Annotated in this window: 14 protein-coding genes; 6 read left to right on the top strand and 8 right to left on the bottom strand. The window is 74.3% G+C overall.

What is annotated here, in order from left to right:
* Positions 1 to 204: 204 nt before the first annotated feature.
* Together FXF68_RS05980 and FXF68_RS05975 are read left to right on the top strand one after the other, a co-directional pair.
* Positions 205 to 999 (top strand): SRPBCC family protein, encoded by a 795-nt coding sequence (locus FXF68_RS05980; RefSeq protein ID WP_222869811.1) that lies wholly within the window; start codon positions 205 to 207, stop codon positions 997 to 999.
* 10 nt (positions 1,000 to 1,009) lie between these two features.
* Positions 1,010 to 1,972: an SRPBCC family protein gene (locus tag FXF68_RS05975; protein WP_148757847.1), complete on the top strand. Its 963-nt coding sequence runs from the start codon at positions 1,010 to 1,012 to the stop codon at positions 1,970 to 1,972.
* Between the two features lie 33 nt (positions 1,973 to 2,005).
* Here the strand turns inward: FXF68_RS05975 and FXF68_RS05970 are convergent, their stop codons facing one another.
* Entirely contained in the window at positions 2,006 to 2,842 is an 837-nt protein-coding gene (locus FXF68_RS05970) for a class I SAM-dependent methyltransferase (protein WP_148757846.1), read from the bottom strand.
* 182 nt (positions 2,843 to 3,024) lie between these two features.
* Between FXF68_RS05970 and FXF68_RS05965 the strand changes: the two genes are divergently transcribed.
* Positions 3,025 to 5,199 (top strand): sensor histidine kinase, encoded by a 2,175-nt coding sequence (locus FXF68_RS05965; protein ID WP_148757845.1) that lies wholly within the window; start codon positions 3,025 to 3,027, stop codon positions 5,197 to 5,199.
* Here FXF68_RS05965 and FXF68_RS05960 read toward each other — a convergent pair.
* Positions 5,196 to 5,801, bottom strand: a complete 606-nt coding sequence (locus tag FXF68_RS05960) for a response regulator transcription factor (RefSeq protein ID WP_148757844.1) — start codon at positions 5,799 to 5,801, stop codon at positions 5,196 to 5,198. The genes FXF68_RS05965 and FXF68_RS05960 overlap by 4 nt on opposite strands.
* A 110-nt stretch (positions 5,802 to 5,911) precedes the next feature.
* Here FXF68_RS05960 and FXF68_RS05955 point away from each other — a divergent pair, with 110 nt between their 5' ends.
* Both FXF68_RS05955 and FXF68_RS05950 read left to right on the top strand, forming a co-directional pair.
* Positions 5,912 to 6,673: an ABC transporter ATP-binding protein gene (locus FXF68_RS05955; RefSeq protein WP_187437749.1), complete on the top strand. Its 762-nt coding sequence runs from the start codon at positions 5,912 to 5,914 to the stop codon at positions 6,671 to 6,673.
* Entirely contained in the window at positions 6,673 to 9,102 is a 2,430-nt protein-coding gene (locus FXF68_RS05950) for an ABC transporter permease (RefSeq protein ID WP_148757843.1), read from the top strand. The genes FXF68_RS05955 and FXF68_RS05950 overlap by 1 nt, the downstream gene beginning before the upstream one ends.
* A 3-nt stretch (positions 9,103 to 9,105) precedes the next feature.
* On the opposite strand, the gene FXF68_RS42140 is transcribed toward FXF68_RS05950, so the two are convergent.
* From FXF68_RS42140 to FXF68_RS05925, 6 genes are all read right to left on the bottom strand, one after another.
* Positions 9,106 to 9,264, bottom strand: a complete 159-nt coding sequence (locus tag FXF68_RS42140; protein WP_187437748.1) for a DUF6183 family protein — start codon at positions 9,262 to 9,264, stop codon at positions 9,106 to 9,108.
* A 508-nt stretch (positions 9,265 to 9,772) separates the two neighbouring features.
* Entirely contained in the window at positions 9,773 to 11,236 is a 1,464-nt protein-coding gene (locus tag FXF68_RS05945; RefSeq protein ID WP_187437747.1) for an APC family permease, read from the bottom strand.
* Positions 11,233 to 12,159 carry a polysaccharide deacetylase family protein gene (locus FXF68_RS05940; protein WP_148757842.1) on the bottom strand — a complete coding sequence of 309 codons (927 nt, stop codon included), beginning with the start codon at positions 12,157 to 12,159 and terminating at the stop codon, positions 11,233 to 11,235. Before FXF68_RS05940 ends, FXF68_RS05945 begins: the two co-directional genes overlap by 4 nt.
* Complete coding sequence (gene speB, locus FXF68_RS05935; protein ID WP_148757841.1) at positions 12,156 to 13,097, bottom strand: agmatinase; 942 nt, start codon at positions 13,095 to 13,097, stop codon at positions 12,156 to 12,158. Before speB ends, FXF68_RS05940 begins: the two co-directional genes overlap by 4 nt.
* 61 nt (positions 13,098 to 13,158) lie before the next feature.
* Positions 13,159 to 13,905 carry an SDR family NAD(P)-dependent oxidoreductase gene (locus FXF68_RS05930; protein ID WP_148757840.1) on the bottom strand — a complete coding sequence of 249 codons (747 nt, stop codon included), beginning with the start codon at positions 13,903 to 13,905 and terminating at the stop codon, positions 13,159 to 13,161.
* Entirely contained in the window at positions 13,906 to 14,637 is a 732-nt protein-coding gene (locus tag FXF68_RS05925) for an SDR family NAD(P)-dependent oxidoreductase (protein ID WP_148757839.1), read from the bottom strand.
* Between the two features lie 211 nt (positions 14,638 to 14,848).
* Here FXF68_RS05925 and FXF68_RS05920 point away from each other — a divergent pair, with 211 nt between their 5' ends.
* On the top strand, positions 14,849 to 15,910 hold the full coding sequence (locus tag FXF68_RS05920; protein ID WP_148757838.1) for a PucR family transcriptional regulator: 1,062 nt from the start codon (positions 14,849 to 14,851) through the stop codon (positions 15,908 to 15,910).
* Positions 15,911 to 16,315 lie beyond the last annotated feature (405 nt).

The following is a 16,315-nucleotide window of genomic DNA, read 5'->3' as shown; positions in this document are numbered from 1 at the left end:
TGTCCCTCCGTTCACTCTGAGCGCACACCCGCCGTTCACTCCGCCGTCCGGTCGCGGTCATCGGCCGCGCTCGCGGGGCCCCTTCGGCCGACCGCTTCCTTGGTGCCTGTTTTGCCGCTGCTTGACCGGGTACTTCGGCCGCCGTACCGAGACCGGACGACAGCGCACGAGATCACGGGCACGAGATCACGGGATGGAGCCGAGATGAACTTCCGGACGGGCCTGGCCGCCGGCGCGGGCGGCGCCGCCGCCGTGCTGTCGGCCCGGAGCCTGGCCGGGCGGATGGCGCGCGCCGCCGTCCGGCGGCTGGAGAAGCGGCTCGAACGGGCCGTCCGGCGGCTGACGGCGGCGGCCGAGGAGGGCGGTCCGCTCATGCGGGCGGCACTGGCCGGGGTCACGGCGCTGCACGACGGGAAGTCCCCGTTCCGCGCGCTGCTGAGCTTCGGCTGGACGGCCCTGAAGGAGACCCTCGCCCGCGTCTTCGGCCTCCGGGGCCGCAAGGCGAGGGTCACCAACATCGTCGAGGAGATCGACGTCGGCGCTCCGCGCCGCCTCGTCTACGACCAGTGGACGCGGTTTCAGGAGTTTCCGTCCTTCATGAAGAAGGTCGTCAGCGTGGATCAGGTCGACGAGACGAAGCTGCACTGGAAGGCGAAGGTCTTCTGGTCCAGCCGGGCGTGGGAGTCCACGATCGTCGAGCAGGTCCCGGACGAGCACATCGTCTGGCGCTCGAAGGGCCGCAAGGGACATGTGAACGGGACGGTCAGCTTCCACGAACTGTCGCCGAATCTGACGCGGGTGCTGCTCGTCCTCGAATACCACCCGCGCGGGCTCTTCGAGCGGACCGGCAACCTCTGGCGCGCGCAGGGCCGCCGCGTCCGCCTCGAACTCAAGCATTTCCGCCGCCACGCGACCTCGCGCGCGCTGACCCGGCCGGACGAGGCCGAGGGCTGGCGCGGCGAGATCCGCGACGGCGAGGTCGTCACAACACCGGAATGAGGAGCGAAGGATGAAACGCGGAAGTCGGACGGGCCGACTGCCCGTCGGCAACATCGGAAGCAACATCGGGAGCGTCGCGGGACGGCTGCCGGGCCGCCGCCGCAGCAGCGGCCTCAGCCGGATCACGAAGAACGTGCCCGGCGGCGGACGGGCCGCCGGGACGGCCGGCGGCGTCCTGCTCGGCGCGGGCGCGGCGGTCGCCGCGGGCCGCGCGATCAGCGGGCGGCGAGACTCGTCCGCGGAGCAGGACGACAAGTCCGGCAAGAAGAAGTCCGGCAAGTCGAGCGGCAAGTCCGGCGGGAACGCCGAGCACAACGGCTCCGGCCTGCTCGGACGGATCAAGGACACCGCCGGCGACGCCCTGCCCGACTCCCTTCCCGGCGTCGGAGACAAGGGCAAGGGGAAGGGCAAGGGCGGCAAGAGCGGCAAGAAGGTGAAGACCACCAACATCGTCGAGCAGATCGACATCGGTGCGCCGCGCCGCCTCGTCTACGACCAGTGGACGCAGCTGCAGGACTTCCCGTCCTTCATGAAGAAGGTCGTCAGCGTCGAGCAGGCCGACGAGACGAAGCTGCACTGGAAGGCGAAGGTCTTCTGGTCCAGCCGGACGTGGGAGTCGACCATCATCGAGCAGGTCCCGGACGAGCACATCGTCTGGCGCTCGAAGGGCTCGAAGGGACACGTCGACGGGACGGTCAGCTTCCACAAGCTGTCGCCGAACCTGACGCGCGTCCTGCTCGTCCTCGAATACCACCCGCAGGGGCTGTTCGAGCGGACCGGCAACCTCTGGCGCGCGCAGGGCCGCCGCGTCCGGCTGGAGCTGAAGCACTTCCGCCGGTACGTGATGACGCAGTCGCTCACGCACCCCGACGACGTCGAGGGCTGGCGCGGCGAGATCCACGACAGCGAGGTCGTCCGGACGCACGAGGAGGCCCTGAAGGAGGAAGAGCGCGAGTACGAAGAGGCCCACTGACCCCGGTCGGCCGGAGCGCGGCGCCGCACCCGGTCAGCCGGTGACGGTGGCCCTGACCAGCCGGAAATAGTCGAACGGGCGCAGTGAATCGGTGCGCCTCCACAGTTCCGGCGGGACGGCATCGGCAAGGCGGACGTTCTCGGCGACATCGACCCCGTGTCCTTTGAGGAGGGCGTCGATGTCGCCGGGAGCGAACGCGGTCCGGTAGGGCTCGCCGGACTCCCCGACGACCCGCTCGGCGATCTCGCCGTAGGCGTCGCCTTCGGCGTCCCGCGTTCCGGCCGGGAGGGCGTAGTCCATGACGAGTTCGGTCCCGGGCGCGAGCCGGCCGATGCGGGCGAGGGTGGCCGTGACGGCGTCCCGGGTGAGGTAGAAGCTGACGCCGAGCCAGCTCACCAGCGCGGGCCGCTCGGCGTCGAGTCCGGCGGCTTCGAGCCGGGCGACGAGATCGTCCGACTCGAAGTCGACCGGGACGAACGCGACGGACGCGGGCACCGCGATTCCAGCCGATTCGAGCAGACTCTTCTTCCATTCCTGCGTGGCCGGACGGTCGACCTCGAACACCGTCACACCGGCGTCGCCGCGATAGCCGTAGGTGTCGAGACCCGCGCCGAGAATGACGTACTGAGTGTGCCCGCCGAGCCGTTCCTCGGTATACCGACTCCGCACGGTCGTGATGGCCCGCGTCCCCGCGAGGATGATGTGCCCGCCTTGCGCGCGGTGATAGCCGATCATCTCGTCTGCACGCCCGCCGAGCAGCCGCGCTGCGAGGGTGTCGGCGAAGATCCGGGGCTCGTCGTCGGCCACCAGGTGGGCGGCCCGTGCCGCCGCCGAGGAAAACGCGGTCGCGCTGGGCTTTCCCGCATCCATGTAACTGCTCCCCTTTCGTCGAAGGGGAGCTTATGTGCCATTTTCTCCATCATATCAGAGCAAAATAAATTTCCGATTAAGGCCCCGTTGCATTAGACGATCGGCCGCCGCGAGCACCCCGTCCCGCGCCGCTGCCCCGCCGCCCAGGTAAAATTGCCGTTTTGTGACGGGGAGCGAAGTTCTTGGCTGAGGCGGGGCCGGATCCGCGGATCGCGCGGGTGGTCGTCGGCGTCGTGCCGGCGGCGCTCGCCGGGGTGTACGCGCTGGCGGCTCCGTCCCGGACCGACGGAGCCGTGCGGATCGGCGCGGCGGTCGCCCTGGTCGCGTCGGTCCTCGTACTGCACCTCGTCTGGGTCATGCCGCGGCTCGGCCGGTGGCGGCGCGGCTGGGTCGTCCCGGCGCAGGCCCTGGCCGCGTACACGGTCGTCCTCGCGTTCGGGACGTCGGCGGTGATCCTCGCGTTCGTCGCCGGGTCGCTGCTGGCGGCGGGCGTCCCGCGGCCCGCGGTCGCGTGGCCCCTGGCGGCCGGGGTCGTCGGCAGCGCGACGCTCATCGACGTCCTGCGGGACGGCGCGAGCGTCGACGTCACGATCACGTGCCTGCTGGCCGCGCTGGTGCTGTACGGGCTCGTCCGGCTGGCCGACCGCGCGGACGACGCGGCGGCGGCGCGGCTGCCGCTCACCCTGGCGGCGGTCGGCCGGGAGCGGCTGCGGATCGCGGCGGAACTGAACCGGGGCCTCGGCGCCGGGCTTCACGCGATCTCCGCCGGCGCCCGGCGCGCGGCGGAGCGGCCCGAGGCGATCGGGGACGTGCTGGCGGTCGCGCGGCGGTCGCTGAACGACGCCCGCGCCGCGGCGGCCGACTTCCGGAGCATGTCGCTGGCGCCCGAGGCGACGGCGGCGCGGGCCCTGCTGGAGGCGGCGGACGTCCGGGCCGAGGTGCGGACCGGGCACCGCGAACCGCTCGGCCCGGCCGGAGCGCTGCTGGCGCTGGTGCTGCGCGAGGCCGTCACGGACGTGGTCCGGGCGGGCACGGCGCGGTCCTGCCTGGTCGAGACGTCCGAGCGCGGCGGGGCCGTCACGCTTCGCGTCGTCAACGACGGCGTCCGCACGGCGGAGCGCGGCGAGGACGGGCTGGCGGAGGCCGCGGCGCGGGTCCGCGCCGCGGGCGGCGCGTTCTCCGCCGGGCTCGGCGAGGACGGCCGGTTCGCGGTGGAGGCCGTCGTGGACGCCGGGGACCGTGCGGTCAGCGTCCCCGACCGGACGGCGTACCGGCTGTCGCTGACCCTGCTCGCGACCGTGCTGGCGGGGTTCTGCGCGAAGGGCCTGCTGCTCGTCCCGTGGGGGCCGCGCTGGGCGGCGGCGGCCGTCGTCCTGGCGCTGGTCGCGGTGGCGCAGCTCGGCTGGACGAGCACCGGCCGCCCCCGCCGGTGGCCGCTGGTCCTCACCGTGCTCAGCGTCGCGCCGGTCCCGGTGTTCGGGGAGGCGTGGCTCGGCCTCGCGGGCGTCCTCGCGGGGACGTTCCTGGTCGGGTTCCCGGCGCGGGCCGCCGTCCCGCTGGTGGCGGCGACGATGGCCGGGGCCGGGGCGGGCGCGGCGGCGCTCGGCCTCGGGACGGCGGCGACCGTCAACTTCACGGTGAGCACGCTGGTGACGGGCCTCGTCGTGTACGGGTTCGTCCGGCTGGCGAGGCTCGTGCGCGATCTGCAGATCGCGGGCGTGGAGCTGGCGCGGGCCGCGACCGTCCAGGAGCGGCTGCGGGCGGCCCGGGACCTGCACGATCTGCTCGGCCACAGCCTGGCGGCGATCCTCCTCAAATGCGAGCTGGCGCGGCGGCTGGCGGGCGCCGACCCGGAGCGCGCCCGCCGGGAGCTGGCCGAGGTCGTGGAGATGGCGGAGCGGGCGCGCGGAGACCTGCGCGCAGCGACCGGCGGCGAAGCCGACCTCTCACTGGACGGGGAGGTGGCGTCCGCGCGGTCGGTGCTCACGGCGGCGGGCGTCGAGACAGACGCGGACCACGCCCCGCTGGACGGCCGGGTGGACGGCGAGGTGTCGGCGGTGCTCGGCGCCGTCCTGCGCGAGGCCGTGACGAACGTGCTCCGGCACAGCGCCGCCACGCGCTGCGCCATCCTGACGGAACGGGACGGCGACGCCGTACGGCTGGTCGTGGAGAACGACGGCGTCGACCCGGACGCGCCCCGCACGCCGCCCGGTTCGGGCATCGGGAACCTGACCACGCGGCTCGCCGCGCACGGCGGGACGCTCAGCGCGCGCGCCGACGGCACGGGCCGCTTCCGCTTGGAGGCAAGGATCGGTCAGCGGACGGGCCACCGGTCGAAGGAACGGGCGATCGGTTAGAGCCAGCCCGCCTCGCCGGCGATGCGCGCGGCGTCGGTGCGGTTCCGGGCGTTGAGCTTCGCGACGACGGCGGTCAGGTGGTTGCGGACCGTCCCGGCGGACAGGTGGAGACGCTCGGCGATCTCCGTGGCCTCCGCGCCCTCGGCGGCGAGCCGCAGCACGTCGGTCTCGCGCGGGGTGAGCGGGTTGTCGGCGCTGTCCCAGGCGGTGAGGGCGAGCTTCGGGTCGAGGACGCGGTCGCCCGCGGCGACCGCGCGGATCCCGGCGGCCAGTTCCTCCGGCGGCGCGGTCTTCAGCAGGAAGCCGCGGACCCCGGCGGTCAGGGCGCGGCGCAGGTGCCCGGGCTTGCCGTGCCCGGTGAGGACGAGCGTCGCGACCTCCGGCAGCTCGGCGCGCAGCGCGGCGGCCGCCGCGAGGCCGTCGAGGCCGGGCATGTCGACGTCGAGGACGGCGACGTCCGGACCGGCCGAGCGCGCCGCGGCCTGCACCTCGTCGCCGCGGTCGACCTCGGCCACCACGGTCAGGTCGGGTTCGAGGCCGAGCAGTCCGGCGAGGGCGCTGCGGACGACGTGGTGGTCGTCCGCGAGGAGCACCTTGATCACACGTCCATGTGTACCAGCGGCGCCGTCATGGCCCGAACCATGACGAGGTCACGGGTAGCCGGTGATCACATCTCTGGCCCGCGAACGCCCAGGTCAGGAGACTTGAGGGCATGAACGAGAGGGTCATCGAGGGGACGCGCACGACGGCCGCGGTGCGGCTGGAGGCGGTCAGCAAGGTCTACGGGCGGGGCCGGGGCGCGGTCGCGGCGCTGCGGGAGGTGACGGCGTCGGTGCCGCGCGGACGGTTCACCGCCGTCATGGGGCCGTCCGGGTCGGGGAAGAGCACCTTCCTGCACTGCGCGGCCGGCCTCGACACGCCCACGTCGGGCACCGTCCGGCTGGGCGGCACCGACCTGTCCGGGATGAACGAGACGAGGCTGACGGAACTGCGCAGGAAGCGGGTCGGGTTCGTGTTCCAGGCGTTCAACCTGGTGTCGTCGCTGACGGTGGCGCAGAACATCACGCTGCCGCTGCGCCTGGCGCGGACGCGGGTCGACGCGGACTGGCTGGCCGAGGTGGTCGCCCGGGTCGGGCTGGGCGAGCGGGCCGGGCACCGTCCGGCGCAGCTCTCCGGCGGGCAGCAGCAGCGCGTCGCGATCGCCCGCGCGCTGGTGACGCGCCCGGAGGTCGTGTTCGGGGACGAGCCGACCGGCGCTCTCGACACGATGACGGCGCGCGACGTCCTCACGCTGCTGCGAGAGACGGTGGACGACATGGGCCAGACGGTCGTGATGGTCACGCACGACCCGGTCGCCGCCTCGTACGCCGACACGGTGCTGTTCCTGGCCGACGGGCGGATCGTCGACTCGATGGACGCCCCGTCCGGCGACCGGGTCGCGGCCCGCATGACCCGGCTGGGGGCGTGGAAGTGATGCTCTGGCTCGTTCTCAGCACGCTGCGGCACCGCAAGGCGGGGTTCGCGGGCGCGTTCGTCGCGCTTCTGTGCGCCGCCGCTCTGGTGTGCGCGTGCGGTGTCCTGCTCGACACGGGACTGCGCGGCTCGGTCGCGCCCGAGCGGTACGCGGGCTCGCCGGTCGTCGTCACGGGGGACCAGTTCGTCCACAAGACGTTCGTCAAGAAGAAGGGAAAGGTGAAGCACAAGGCAAAGACCATCGCGGAACGCGCCTGGCTGCCGGAGTCCGTCGCGGACAGGGTCCGGAACGCGGACGGCGTGCGCGGCGTGGTCACCGAAGTGACCTTCCCGGCCGAGATCGGCGGCTCCACCGGAGGTGCCCGCGAATCGTGGGGCCACGGGTGGGAGTCCGCCGCGCTCACGCCGTTCACCATCCGGGACGGACGCGCCCCGGGCGCGGACGACGAGATCGTGATCGACGCCGCGACGGCCCGCGCGAAGGGGTTGCGGCCGGGCGCGACCGTGGAGGTGTCGTCCGCGGTTCCGGGGCGCTACCGCGTCGTCGGCGTCACCGCGCAGGCCCTCGACCACCAGACCGCCGTCTTCTTCTCCACCGCGCAGGCGCGCCGCCTCTCCGGACGGGACGGCATGGTCACCGCCATCGGCGCGCACGGCCCGCGGAAGGCGGTCGAGGACGCCGTGCGCGGCACCGGGGCGACCGTCCACACCGGCGCCGACCGGGGCAGGGCGGAGTTCCTCGGCGCGGAGAGGTCCCGGATCAAGCTGATCAGCCTGGGCGGCGCGCTCGGCGGGACGGCCCTGCTCGTCGCGATCCTCGTCGTGGCCGGGACGTTCGCCCTGTCGGTGCAGCAGCGCGACCGGGAGCTCGCGCTGCTGCGCGCCGTCGCCGCCACGCCGCGCCAGGTCCGCCGGATGATCGGCCGGGAGGCGCTGCTGGTCGGGCTCCTCGCGGGGCCGCTCGGGGCGGCGGCCGGGCTGCCGCTCGCCGTCCTGCTGCGCGACCGGTTCCGCGGGCTCGGCGCGCTGCCGCCGAACCTGGACCTGGTCGTCAGCCCGTTCCCGCCGGCCGCCGCCGCGCTCGCCGCCGTCGCCGCCGCGTTCGCCGCGGCCCGGATCACGGGCCGGCGGACGGCCCGGATCCGTCCGGTCGAGGCGCTCGGCGACGCCGCGCCCGCCCGGGGGCGGCTCGGCGCCGTCCGGATCGTCGCCGGTCTCGCGGTCGCGGCCGGTGCCGCCGTCCTGACGGCCGTGCTGTCCGGGCTGCACACGGAAGCGGCGTCCAGCCCGGTCACGGTGCTGACCGCGATCGTCTGGACGGTCGCCGTGGCGCTGCTCGGCCCCGCCGTCGTCCGCGGCGCCGTCGCCGTCCTGGCGGTGCCGCTGCGGCTGTCGCCGGTCGGCGGGCACCTCGCGGCGGCGAACCTCGGCGCGGGCGCGCGGCGGGTCGCGTCGGTCGTCGCGCCGCTCACCCTGATGACCGGGCTGACCGCGACGATCCTGTTCGCGCAGACGACGATGGGCCACGCCGCGACGCGCCAGGCGACCGAGGGCACGATCGCCGCGCACGTCCTCGGCCCGAGGGTGCCGCACGCGACGGCCGATCGAATCCGCCGCGCGCCCGGCGTCACCGCCGTGACCGAGGTCGTGCACAGCACCGTCCGCGTGGACCTGGAGAACTACGCGATCCAGGGAGTCACGCCGGAGGGCCTGAACCAGACCATGGACCTGGACGTCCGCGAAGGCTCCCTCCGGAACTTGGACCCGTCCACCATCGCCGTGAGCCGGACCGCCGCCGACCGGCTCGGCGTCCTCCCCGGCGAGCGGCTGCGCCTCGACCTGGGCGACGGCACGCCGATCGCGCCCACGGTGATCGCCGTGTACGGGCGGGGCCTCGGCTTCGGCGACCTCACCGTCTCCCGCGACCTGCTCGCCGCCCATGTGGACGACCCGCGAGGCACCCTGCTGATCGCGGGCACGCCGCCCGCGGGCCTGCCCGTGACGGACGCCGCCGCCCTCGCCGAGGCCGGTGCCGACGCGAACGCCGAGGTCAACCTGGTCGCGATGGCGCTGATCCTCGCGTTCACGGCGATCGCCGTGGTGAACACCCTCGCGATGTCCACCGCGGGCCGCGCCCGCGAGTTCGCGCTGCTGCGCCTCGTCGGGACGACCCGCCGCCAGATCATGCGGATGCTCGGCTGGGAGACCCTGGCCGTAGTCGCGGTCGCGGGCGTCCTCGGCACCGCGATCGCCTTCGCGACGCTCACCGCGTTCGGCAGGGGCATGACCGGCGGCGGAGCGCACGTCCCGCCGCTCGGCCTGCTGGGCGTGCTCGCCTGGGGCGGCGTCCTCGCCGGGGCCGCGACGGTCCTGCCCGCCTGGACGGCCATGGCCGCGCGTCCCGCCGACGCCCTCGGCGCCCGCGACTAGCGGTCAGTCGCTGTCGGTGGCGGCCATGACGGCGACGGTCCGGCCGTCCGGGCGGAGGGCGGCGACGCCCACGTCCATGGACGGGTGCACCTGGAGATGCCAGTCCGAGGTGGAGAGGACCCAGGCGCAGAGGTCGGCGGCGCGCTCGACCGCCGAAGTCACCGGGCGTGAGCGGGCCGTCCAGCCGGAACAGGCGCGCCTCGGTGCCGTAGCCGTCGTCCGAGACCCAGGCGCGATGGGCGCTGAGCGCGAGCCGGGCGTCCGGCCAGTCAAGCTCGACCGCGCTCACGCCGGGTTCCGCCGGGCCGTCGGCGGGCTGGGCGCTCGCCAGCCACCACGCGACCTCGCGCAGGTCGTAGCGGACGTCGCCCCACGCCAGCCCGGCGGCGGCGAACTCGCGGACTCTCCGCACCCGGTCCGCGCCGCCCGGCGCGTCCGCGAGCCGCCGCAGCGCCACCGGGAAGCCGTACCGCATCGGGTAGGTCGGCGACTCCACCCGCAGCAGCGCCCGGAGCAGCGCTTCGAGCCACGGCGGCTCCGCCTTCTGGACGACCTGGTCGGTCACCTTCACCGCTTTGCGCCATTGGGGGTCGCGGTAGGTGTCGGCCAGCCCCATCCGCCGGACGGCCTCCTCGATCTCCACGCCCGAAGTCTGGCACCGCGCGCCCGGTCAGGTGTCGCGGAGGGTCTCGCCGTAGGCGGCGGTGATGCGGTGCCGGGACCAGCCGAGGTAGAGGGCGGCGCCGGCGGCGCCCACGGCGGTGAGGGTGATCACCATGCTCCACTCGATGTACCAGGCGTCGCCGGTGTCGCGCGGCCAGACGATGTTGACCGTCTGGAGGGCCAGCCACACCGCCGCGACGTACGTCACCGGTCCGCTGAACCGGCCGAGGCTGAACGAGCCGGGCCGCCACCGGCCGCGAAGGTGCTGGATCGCCGCGCCCCACACCGGCAGCCCGAACGCGACGTAGAACCCGACCGTCGTGAAGTTGACCAGCACCGAGTACAGCTTCGACCCGGAGAGGAGCACGAACACGGCCGCGCCCACCGCCGTCAGCAGGATCGCGGGGACGGGCAGCCGCTCAGGCCCGGCGAGCCTTCTGAGGACGCCGGAGCCGGGCAGCGCCTTGTCGCGCGCCGACGCCCAGATCACCCGGGACACCGCGGCTTGGACGGCGAGGAAGCTCGCCAGGAAGCCGATCACGAACATGACGAGCAGCGGACGTCCGATCGACGACCCGAAGTGGTACACGAGCGTGTCGCTGACGGGATCGGCGACGCCGCCGCCCATCACCTTCGGCAGGTCCGGGATCGCGAGGATCAGCCCGGCCGCCGAGTACATCACGATGATCCCGACCGCGAGCAGCGCGAAGATCAGCGCCTTCGGCACCTCCCGCTCGGGGTGCTCCACCTCCTCGGCGATCGCGCCCGCCGACTCGAACCCGACGAACGACCAGCCGACGAACGCGGCGGCGGCCAGCATCGGGCCCGCGAGCCAGCCGCCGCTCCCGGCCGTCCCGGCGCCGTCCAGCAGGAAGCCGAACGAGTGCTCCCGGTAGAACAGCAGCAGGACGGTCCCGAGCCCCACGGACGCGAGCACCTCGCAGACCAGGCTCGCCACGACGAGGATCTTCAGCGTCCGGCGGCCGACGATGTTGGCGAGGCTGCCGAGCGCGAGGATCGCGAGGGCCGTGCCCATCGTCGCCGCCCTGCCGGGCGCGTCGACCCCGGCGGCCTGGAGCAGGAAGCCCGCCGCGCCGTACGACAGCGTGGACAGCGCGATCGTCAGCCCCCACATGTACGCCCAGGCCGCGAACCAGCCGGCGCCGGGACCGCGCACGTGCCGGGCCCACTGGTAGACGCTGCCCTCGTACGGCCAGCGGGACGCCAGCTCGCCGAACACGCAGGCGACCAGCAGTTGCCCGCCGAGGACGATCGGGAACGCCCACCAGAACGCGGGCCCGGCGGCCAGCAGCCCCAGCGTGAAGATCGCGTACAGCGCGACGATCGGGGACACGTCGGCGAACGCGAGCGCGGTCGCCGACCGCAGGTCGAAGCCCTTGCGGAGGGTGTGCGGGTGCTCGGCGGCGGCGGGCGGCACGCCGCCCGCCTTCTCGTTACTGGACGTGGTCATCGCGACCCCTTGCGGTCGTCGTCCGAGCGGTGGCCGGACGTGGGCGGCGGCGGGAGGCGGCGCGGGGACAGGGCGAGGGAGCGGACGTGCCGGGCGATGTCGCCGAGCGGGGCCAGCCACACGTCCGGGCAGGACGCGACGTGCTCGATCAGCCCCTCCAGCGCGGCGGCGCGGCCGGGCCGCCCGGACAGGAACGGATGCGCGGTCAGGACGAAGCAGCCGCCCTCGGCGCGCAGCGCCTCGAACTCGTCCCGCCACATCCCGGCGGCCTTCGCCGGGCTCTCGATCAGGCCGGTGCCGGAGACGCCGGGGATGAAGCAGTACTGCTCCCAGTCGTCCAGCCCCCAGTGGACGGGGATCTCGACGAGGGACGCGCCGCCGCCCGCGTCCAGTTCGTACGGGACGTCGGCGTCCATGAGGCTGGTGTCGTACAGGAACCCGCGCTCGGCCAGCAGCCGCGGCGAGGCGTGGGTCAGCTCCCACATGGGCGCGCGGTAGCCGTCCGGGCGGACGCCCGCGACCTCCGCGAGGGCGTCGAGGCCGCGGTCGAGGATGTCGGCCTCCGCCCGCTCGTCGACGGGACCGGACGGCCCGATGAGGGTCTCGTGCAGGTAGCCGTGGTGGGCGATCTCGTGGCCGCCGTCGGCGATCGCGCGGACGGCGTCCGGATGCCGGTGCGCGGTGAAGCCCGGGACGAAGAACGTCGCCCGCACCCCGTGCCGCGCGAGGATCCGCAGCAGCCGGGGCAGCCCGGTGAGCGGCCCGTACGCCTGGTGGCTCAGCACGCTCGGCCGCAGGGCGGTGCCCGGGTCGGCGCTCAGCACGGCCGACTCGGCGTCCACGTCGAACGTGAACGACGCGGCCGACGTCGCCGCCCCCGGCCAGCGGACCGGATCGGCCGGACGCATCCCGGCGGGCGTCATGGCCGGTCCTTCGCGAGCAGGCCGAGGATCTCGTAGACGACCGTGGCCGCCGCGATGGACGTGATCTCGGCGTGGTCGTAGGCGGGCGCGACCTCCACGACGTCCGCGCCGACGATGCGCAGGCCCGCGAGCCCGCGCAGGATCGACAGCAGCTCCCGGCTGGTCAGGCCGCCGCTGTCGGGCGTCCCGGTGCCCGGCGCGTACGCGGGGTCGAGGACGTCGATGTCGATCGACAGGTAGACCGGCGCGTCCTGGACGCGGGCCCTGATCCGCTCGGCGACGCCCGCCGTCCCGAGGCCCTCCACCTCCGCGCAGTGGACGATCGTGAACCCGAACCGGGCGTCGTCCACGAGGTCCTGCGGGTCGTAGAGGGGGCCACGGATGCCCGCGTGGACGCTCGCGTCCCGCATCAGCAGCCCCTCCTCGGCGGCGCGCCGGAACGGGGTGCCGTGCGTGTACGGCTCGCCGAAGTAGGTGTCCCAGGTGTCGAGGTGCGCGTCGAAGTGGACCAGCGCGACGGGCCCGTGCAGCGCGTGCGCGGCCCGCAGCGCGGGGAGCGCGATGGTGTGGTCGCCGCCGATCGCGACGGCGCGGGCGCCGTCCCCGGTCAGGTCCCGCAGGCCCGACTCGACCTGGGTGATCGCCGCGCCGATGTCGAACGGGTTGCAGGAGATGTCCCCGGCGTCCACGACCTGCATGGACGCGAACGGCAGCACGTCGAGGGCCGGGTTGTAGGGCTTGAGCAGCCGCGACCCCTGCCGCACCGCCGCCGGGCCGAACCGCGCGCCCGGACGGTACGACACGCCGCCGTCGAACGGCACGCCCACGATCGCGACGTCGTAGCCGGGGACGTCGGCGCGGGCCGGGAGCCGCGCGAACGTCGCCGGGCCCGCGAACCTCGGGACCTCCAGTGCGTTGACCTGTCCGACCGGCTGCATCGATGTCCTTTCGCGGGGTTGCCGAAATAGGGGTCGCCGTGCGTGAGGGGTTGCTTGCAGGTTAGGCGCGGGATCGGGTGGTGCCGCCGTTGACGTGCAGAATCTGCCCGACCAGGGTCGGGAGCCGGTCGTCGGCGAGCAGCGCGATCGCCGCCGCGACCTCCTCCGGCGCGGCGATCCGGCCGAGCGGGACGCGGGCCGCGTACCGCTCGCGGATCTCGTCCACGGTCACCCCGGCGGCCTTCGCGTCCACCTCGAGCTGCGGGGTGTCGATCACGCTCGGCGCGACCGCGTTGACCGCGATGCCGAGCGGGCCGAGCTCGCGGCCGAGCGACTTGGTGAGCGCGATCATCCCGGCCTTGGACGCGGAGTACGCCGTCGCGTCCGGCCAGCCGATCAGCCCCCACTCGGACGAGACCAGCACCATCCGGCCGCCGCCGCGCTCGACCATGCCGGGCAGGACGGCCTGCGCGCAGGCGAACGTCCCGCCGAGGTTGACGTCGACGATCCGCCACCAGTCGTCCGGGTCGTGCTCGGCGAACGGGGCCATCGTCATGTGGGCGGCGGCCGCGACGAGGACGCCGACGTGCTCGCCGGTCCGCTGCTCGACGTCCGCGACCATGGCCTCGACCGCCTCGGGGTCGGCGACGTCGGCGGGCGCGGCGATCCCGTCCAGCTCGGCGGCGAGGGCCGCGACGCTCCGGTCGGGATGGTCGTTGAGCGCCACGAGGTGGCCGTCGGCGGCGAGCCGCCGCGCGACCGCCGCGCCGAGACCGCCGCCCGCGCCCGTGATCAGCGCCACCGCCATCTAGATCACCGCCCCGGCGTTGGGGGACAGGACCTCGCCCGCGCAGAACGTCGCGTCCTCGACGAGGTAGGCGGCGGTGAGCGCGACCTCCGCCGCGGACGTCAGCCGTCCCGCCGGAAGGGTCTGCAGGTAGGACGCCTTGCGCCAGGGCGAGTCGGGCGACAGCAGCGGCGTGTCGGTCGGGCCGGGCGCCACCGCGTTCACCCGCACCCTGGACGGCCCGAGTTCCACCGCCAGCGACCGGACGAACCCGATCACGGCGCCCTTCGCCGCCGCGTAGTGCGCCTCGGCGTCGCCGCCGCCGATCGCCAGCTCGGACGTCACCGCGACGACCGCGCCTTCTCCCCGCTCCACCATGCCCGGCGTCACGGCCCGGCACACGTTCACCAGCCCGCCGAGATGGACGCGGAGCATGCGCCGCCACTCCGGCCACGCGATGTCCGACACCGGGACGATCGCGTAGTGCCCGGCCGCGCACAGCGCCGCCCCGACCGGGCCGAGCTCCCGCTCGATCCGCCGGACCGCGGCGCCCACCTGCGCGGGGTCGGACACGTCCACGCCCACCGAGTGGTCGGCGTCCGGCGCGGGGCTGAGGTCGAGCCCGGCGGTCGTCCAGCCGCGCCGGGACAGCTCGCGCACCATCGCGGCGCCGATCCCGCTCGCCGCCCCCGTGACGAGCGCGACCCGGCCTCGCCCGGCAAGGCGTTCGGGGCGCTCCGGTCGTTCGGGCATCGGGCCTCCGATCCGCTCGGTCTCCCCTGGTGGGGCGGAACTCCCAGGCAAACCCGCCATAACAGGGGGTGACAAGGGAGACGGCGATTTCTTGGCCGAACGCACCGCGGGGCACCCGAAAGGTCGTGCTCTTCTCCAAAACTCGTTTCCTTGCCCAAAAGACGGTCGGGCGTCGCCGTCCGCGCGCGTCCCGGGGTGAGAGGCTGAGGCCGTGACCAGCGATCCGGCGGTGCTGCGCCTCACGGTCCGGCAGCTCTTGGAGATGCCCCGGTTCCGGCTGCGGCTGGTCGCCGGGGCGGACGGCCTGGACCGGCCGATCCGCTGGGCGCACTCGACCGAGCTGCTCGACCCGGGGCCCTACCTGCGCGGGAACGAGATCGTCCTGACGGTCGGCGCGGCGCTGCGGGACGCCGCCGCCTGCGCGTCGTTCGCCGGGTCCGTCAAGACGAGCCGCGGCGCCGCGATCGGCTACGGGATCGGCGACGTCACCACCGCCGCGCCCGCCGGCCTGCGCGAGGTCTGCGACCGGCTCGGCCTGCCGCTCCTCGAAGTGCCGCCCGAGGTCCCGTTCCTGAGCTTCACCGAATGGTTCGCCGAGCGGCTCGCCGCCGGACGGGACGAGCGGCACGAGCGCGAGGAGACCGGACGCCTCCTCCGCATGGTGGGGGAGGGGCTCGCGTCCGCCGAGGTGCTCCGTCCCCGGATCGACGACGCCGGGCTGGACCCCGCGACGCTCCGCGCGGTCGCGATGCCGCCGCCCGAGGAGGACCTGCCCGGCGTCCTCGGCGTGGACGGCGACACCGCCATCGTGATCACCGACGGGGACGGCGTCTGGCCGGAGCCCGCGGGCATCGGCAGCCCCGGCCCGCTCGACCACCTCCCGCTGTCGCTGACCGAGAGCCTCGCCGCGCTGGACGCCGCCCGCCGCACCGGCGGCGTCGTCCACGCCGCCGACCTCGCCACCTTCCAGGCCCTGCTCGGCCGCCTCGACCAGGACCAGCTCGCCCCGTTCATCGACCAGATCGCGCGCCCGCTGGCCGACTACGACGACGCGCACGGGACCCGCCTGGTCGAGACGCTCCGCACGTTCCTCGACAAGGGCGGCGCGGTCGGCGCCACGTCCCGCGCCCTCTACCTGCACCCGAACACGCTGCGGCACCGGCTGTCCCGGATCGAGGCGCTCACCGGCCGCAACCCGCTCCAGTTCGAGGACCGGGTGGCCCTCGCCGTCGCGACCTGGTCGGTGACGCGGCGCGGCGTTTCGCCGTCCTGACGACGGCGGGCGATTCGGTTATCCGCGCGCGTCGGCGAGCGGCGGGAAAACCCGGCCTGGGGTGCCCATTTTGTAATTACCGCATGGCGTTCACTCGGCTAATTCTGGTTTCTCTAATTTTGGACTGTTTTGTCCGGGATGATCGCGGGGTCGATCCGGTGAAATGCGAAGGTCGTCCGGCCTGCCGCCGGTGAACGGGCGGGCGCGCCGCCGACGCGGCCGATTCCGGCCGTCCAAGATCGAAGGGAGGGGAGCGCACCCTGAGTCTCGCTGGTCACGAGGGTCACTGGGGGTGCGCGGGGACGGGCACGCAGAGTATTGCTAAATGTCCCGATTGCGAATGTGGACAGGTCCAAATTCGATGTTCCTGACCGGCTCCCGGTGGACGGGTCTAGGTTTGTGGTC

Source organism: Actinomadura decatromicini (assembly GCF_008121305.1).
In the GTDB taxonomy this organism is placed as follows: Bacteria; Actinomycetota; Actinomycetes; order Streptosporangiales; family Streptosporangiaceae; genus Spirillospora; species Spirillospora syzygii.
Note: the sequence above shows the minus strand (reverse complement) of the source record. Positions and strands in the feature narration are given on the sequence as shown.

Coding starts and splice junctions, on each gene's coding strand:
- FXF68_RS05925 (WP_148757839.1), bottom strand. CDS start 14,637: ATGCCCGAACGACCGGAGCGCCCCGAACGCCTTGCCGGGCGAGGCCGG.
- FXF68_RS05975 (WP_148757847.1), top strand. CDS start 1,010: ATGAAACGCGGAAGTCGGACGGGCCGACTGCCCGTCGGCAACATCGGA.
- FXF68_RS05945 (WP_187437747.1), bottom strand. CDS start 11,236: ATGACCACGTCCAGTAACGAGAAGGCGGGCGGCGTGCCGCCCGCCGCC.
- speB (WP_148757841.1), bottom strand. CDS start 13,097: ATGCAGCCGGTCGGACAGGTCAACGCACTGGAGGTCCCGAGGTTCGCG.
- FXF68_RS05940 (WP_148757842.1), bottom strand. CDS start 12,159: ATGACGCCCGCCGGGATGCGTCCGGCCGATCCGGTCCGCTGGCCGGGG.
- FXF68_RS05955 (WP_187437749.1), top strand. CDS start 5,912: ATGAACGAGAGGGTCATCGAGGGGACGCGCACGACGGCCGCGGTGCGG.
- FXF68_RS05980 (WP_222869811.1), top strand. CDS start 205: ATGAACTTCCGGACGGGCCTGGCCGCCGGCGCGGGCGGCGCCGCCGCC.
- FXF68_RS05970 (WP_148757846.1), bottom strand. CDS start 2,842: ATGGATGCGGGAAAGCCCAGCGCGACCGCGTTTTCCTCGGCGGCGGCA.
- FXF68_RS05930 (WP_148757840.1), bottom strand. CDS start 13,905: ATGGCGGTGGCGCTGATCACGGGCGCGGGCGGCGGTCTCGGCGCGGCG.
- FXF68_RS05950 (WP_148757843.1), top strand. CDS start 6,673: ATGCTCTGGCTCGTTCTCAGCACGCTGCGGCACCGCAAGGCGGGGTTC.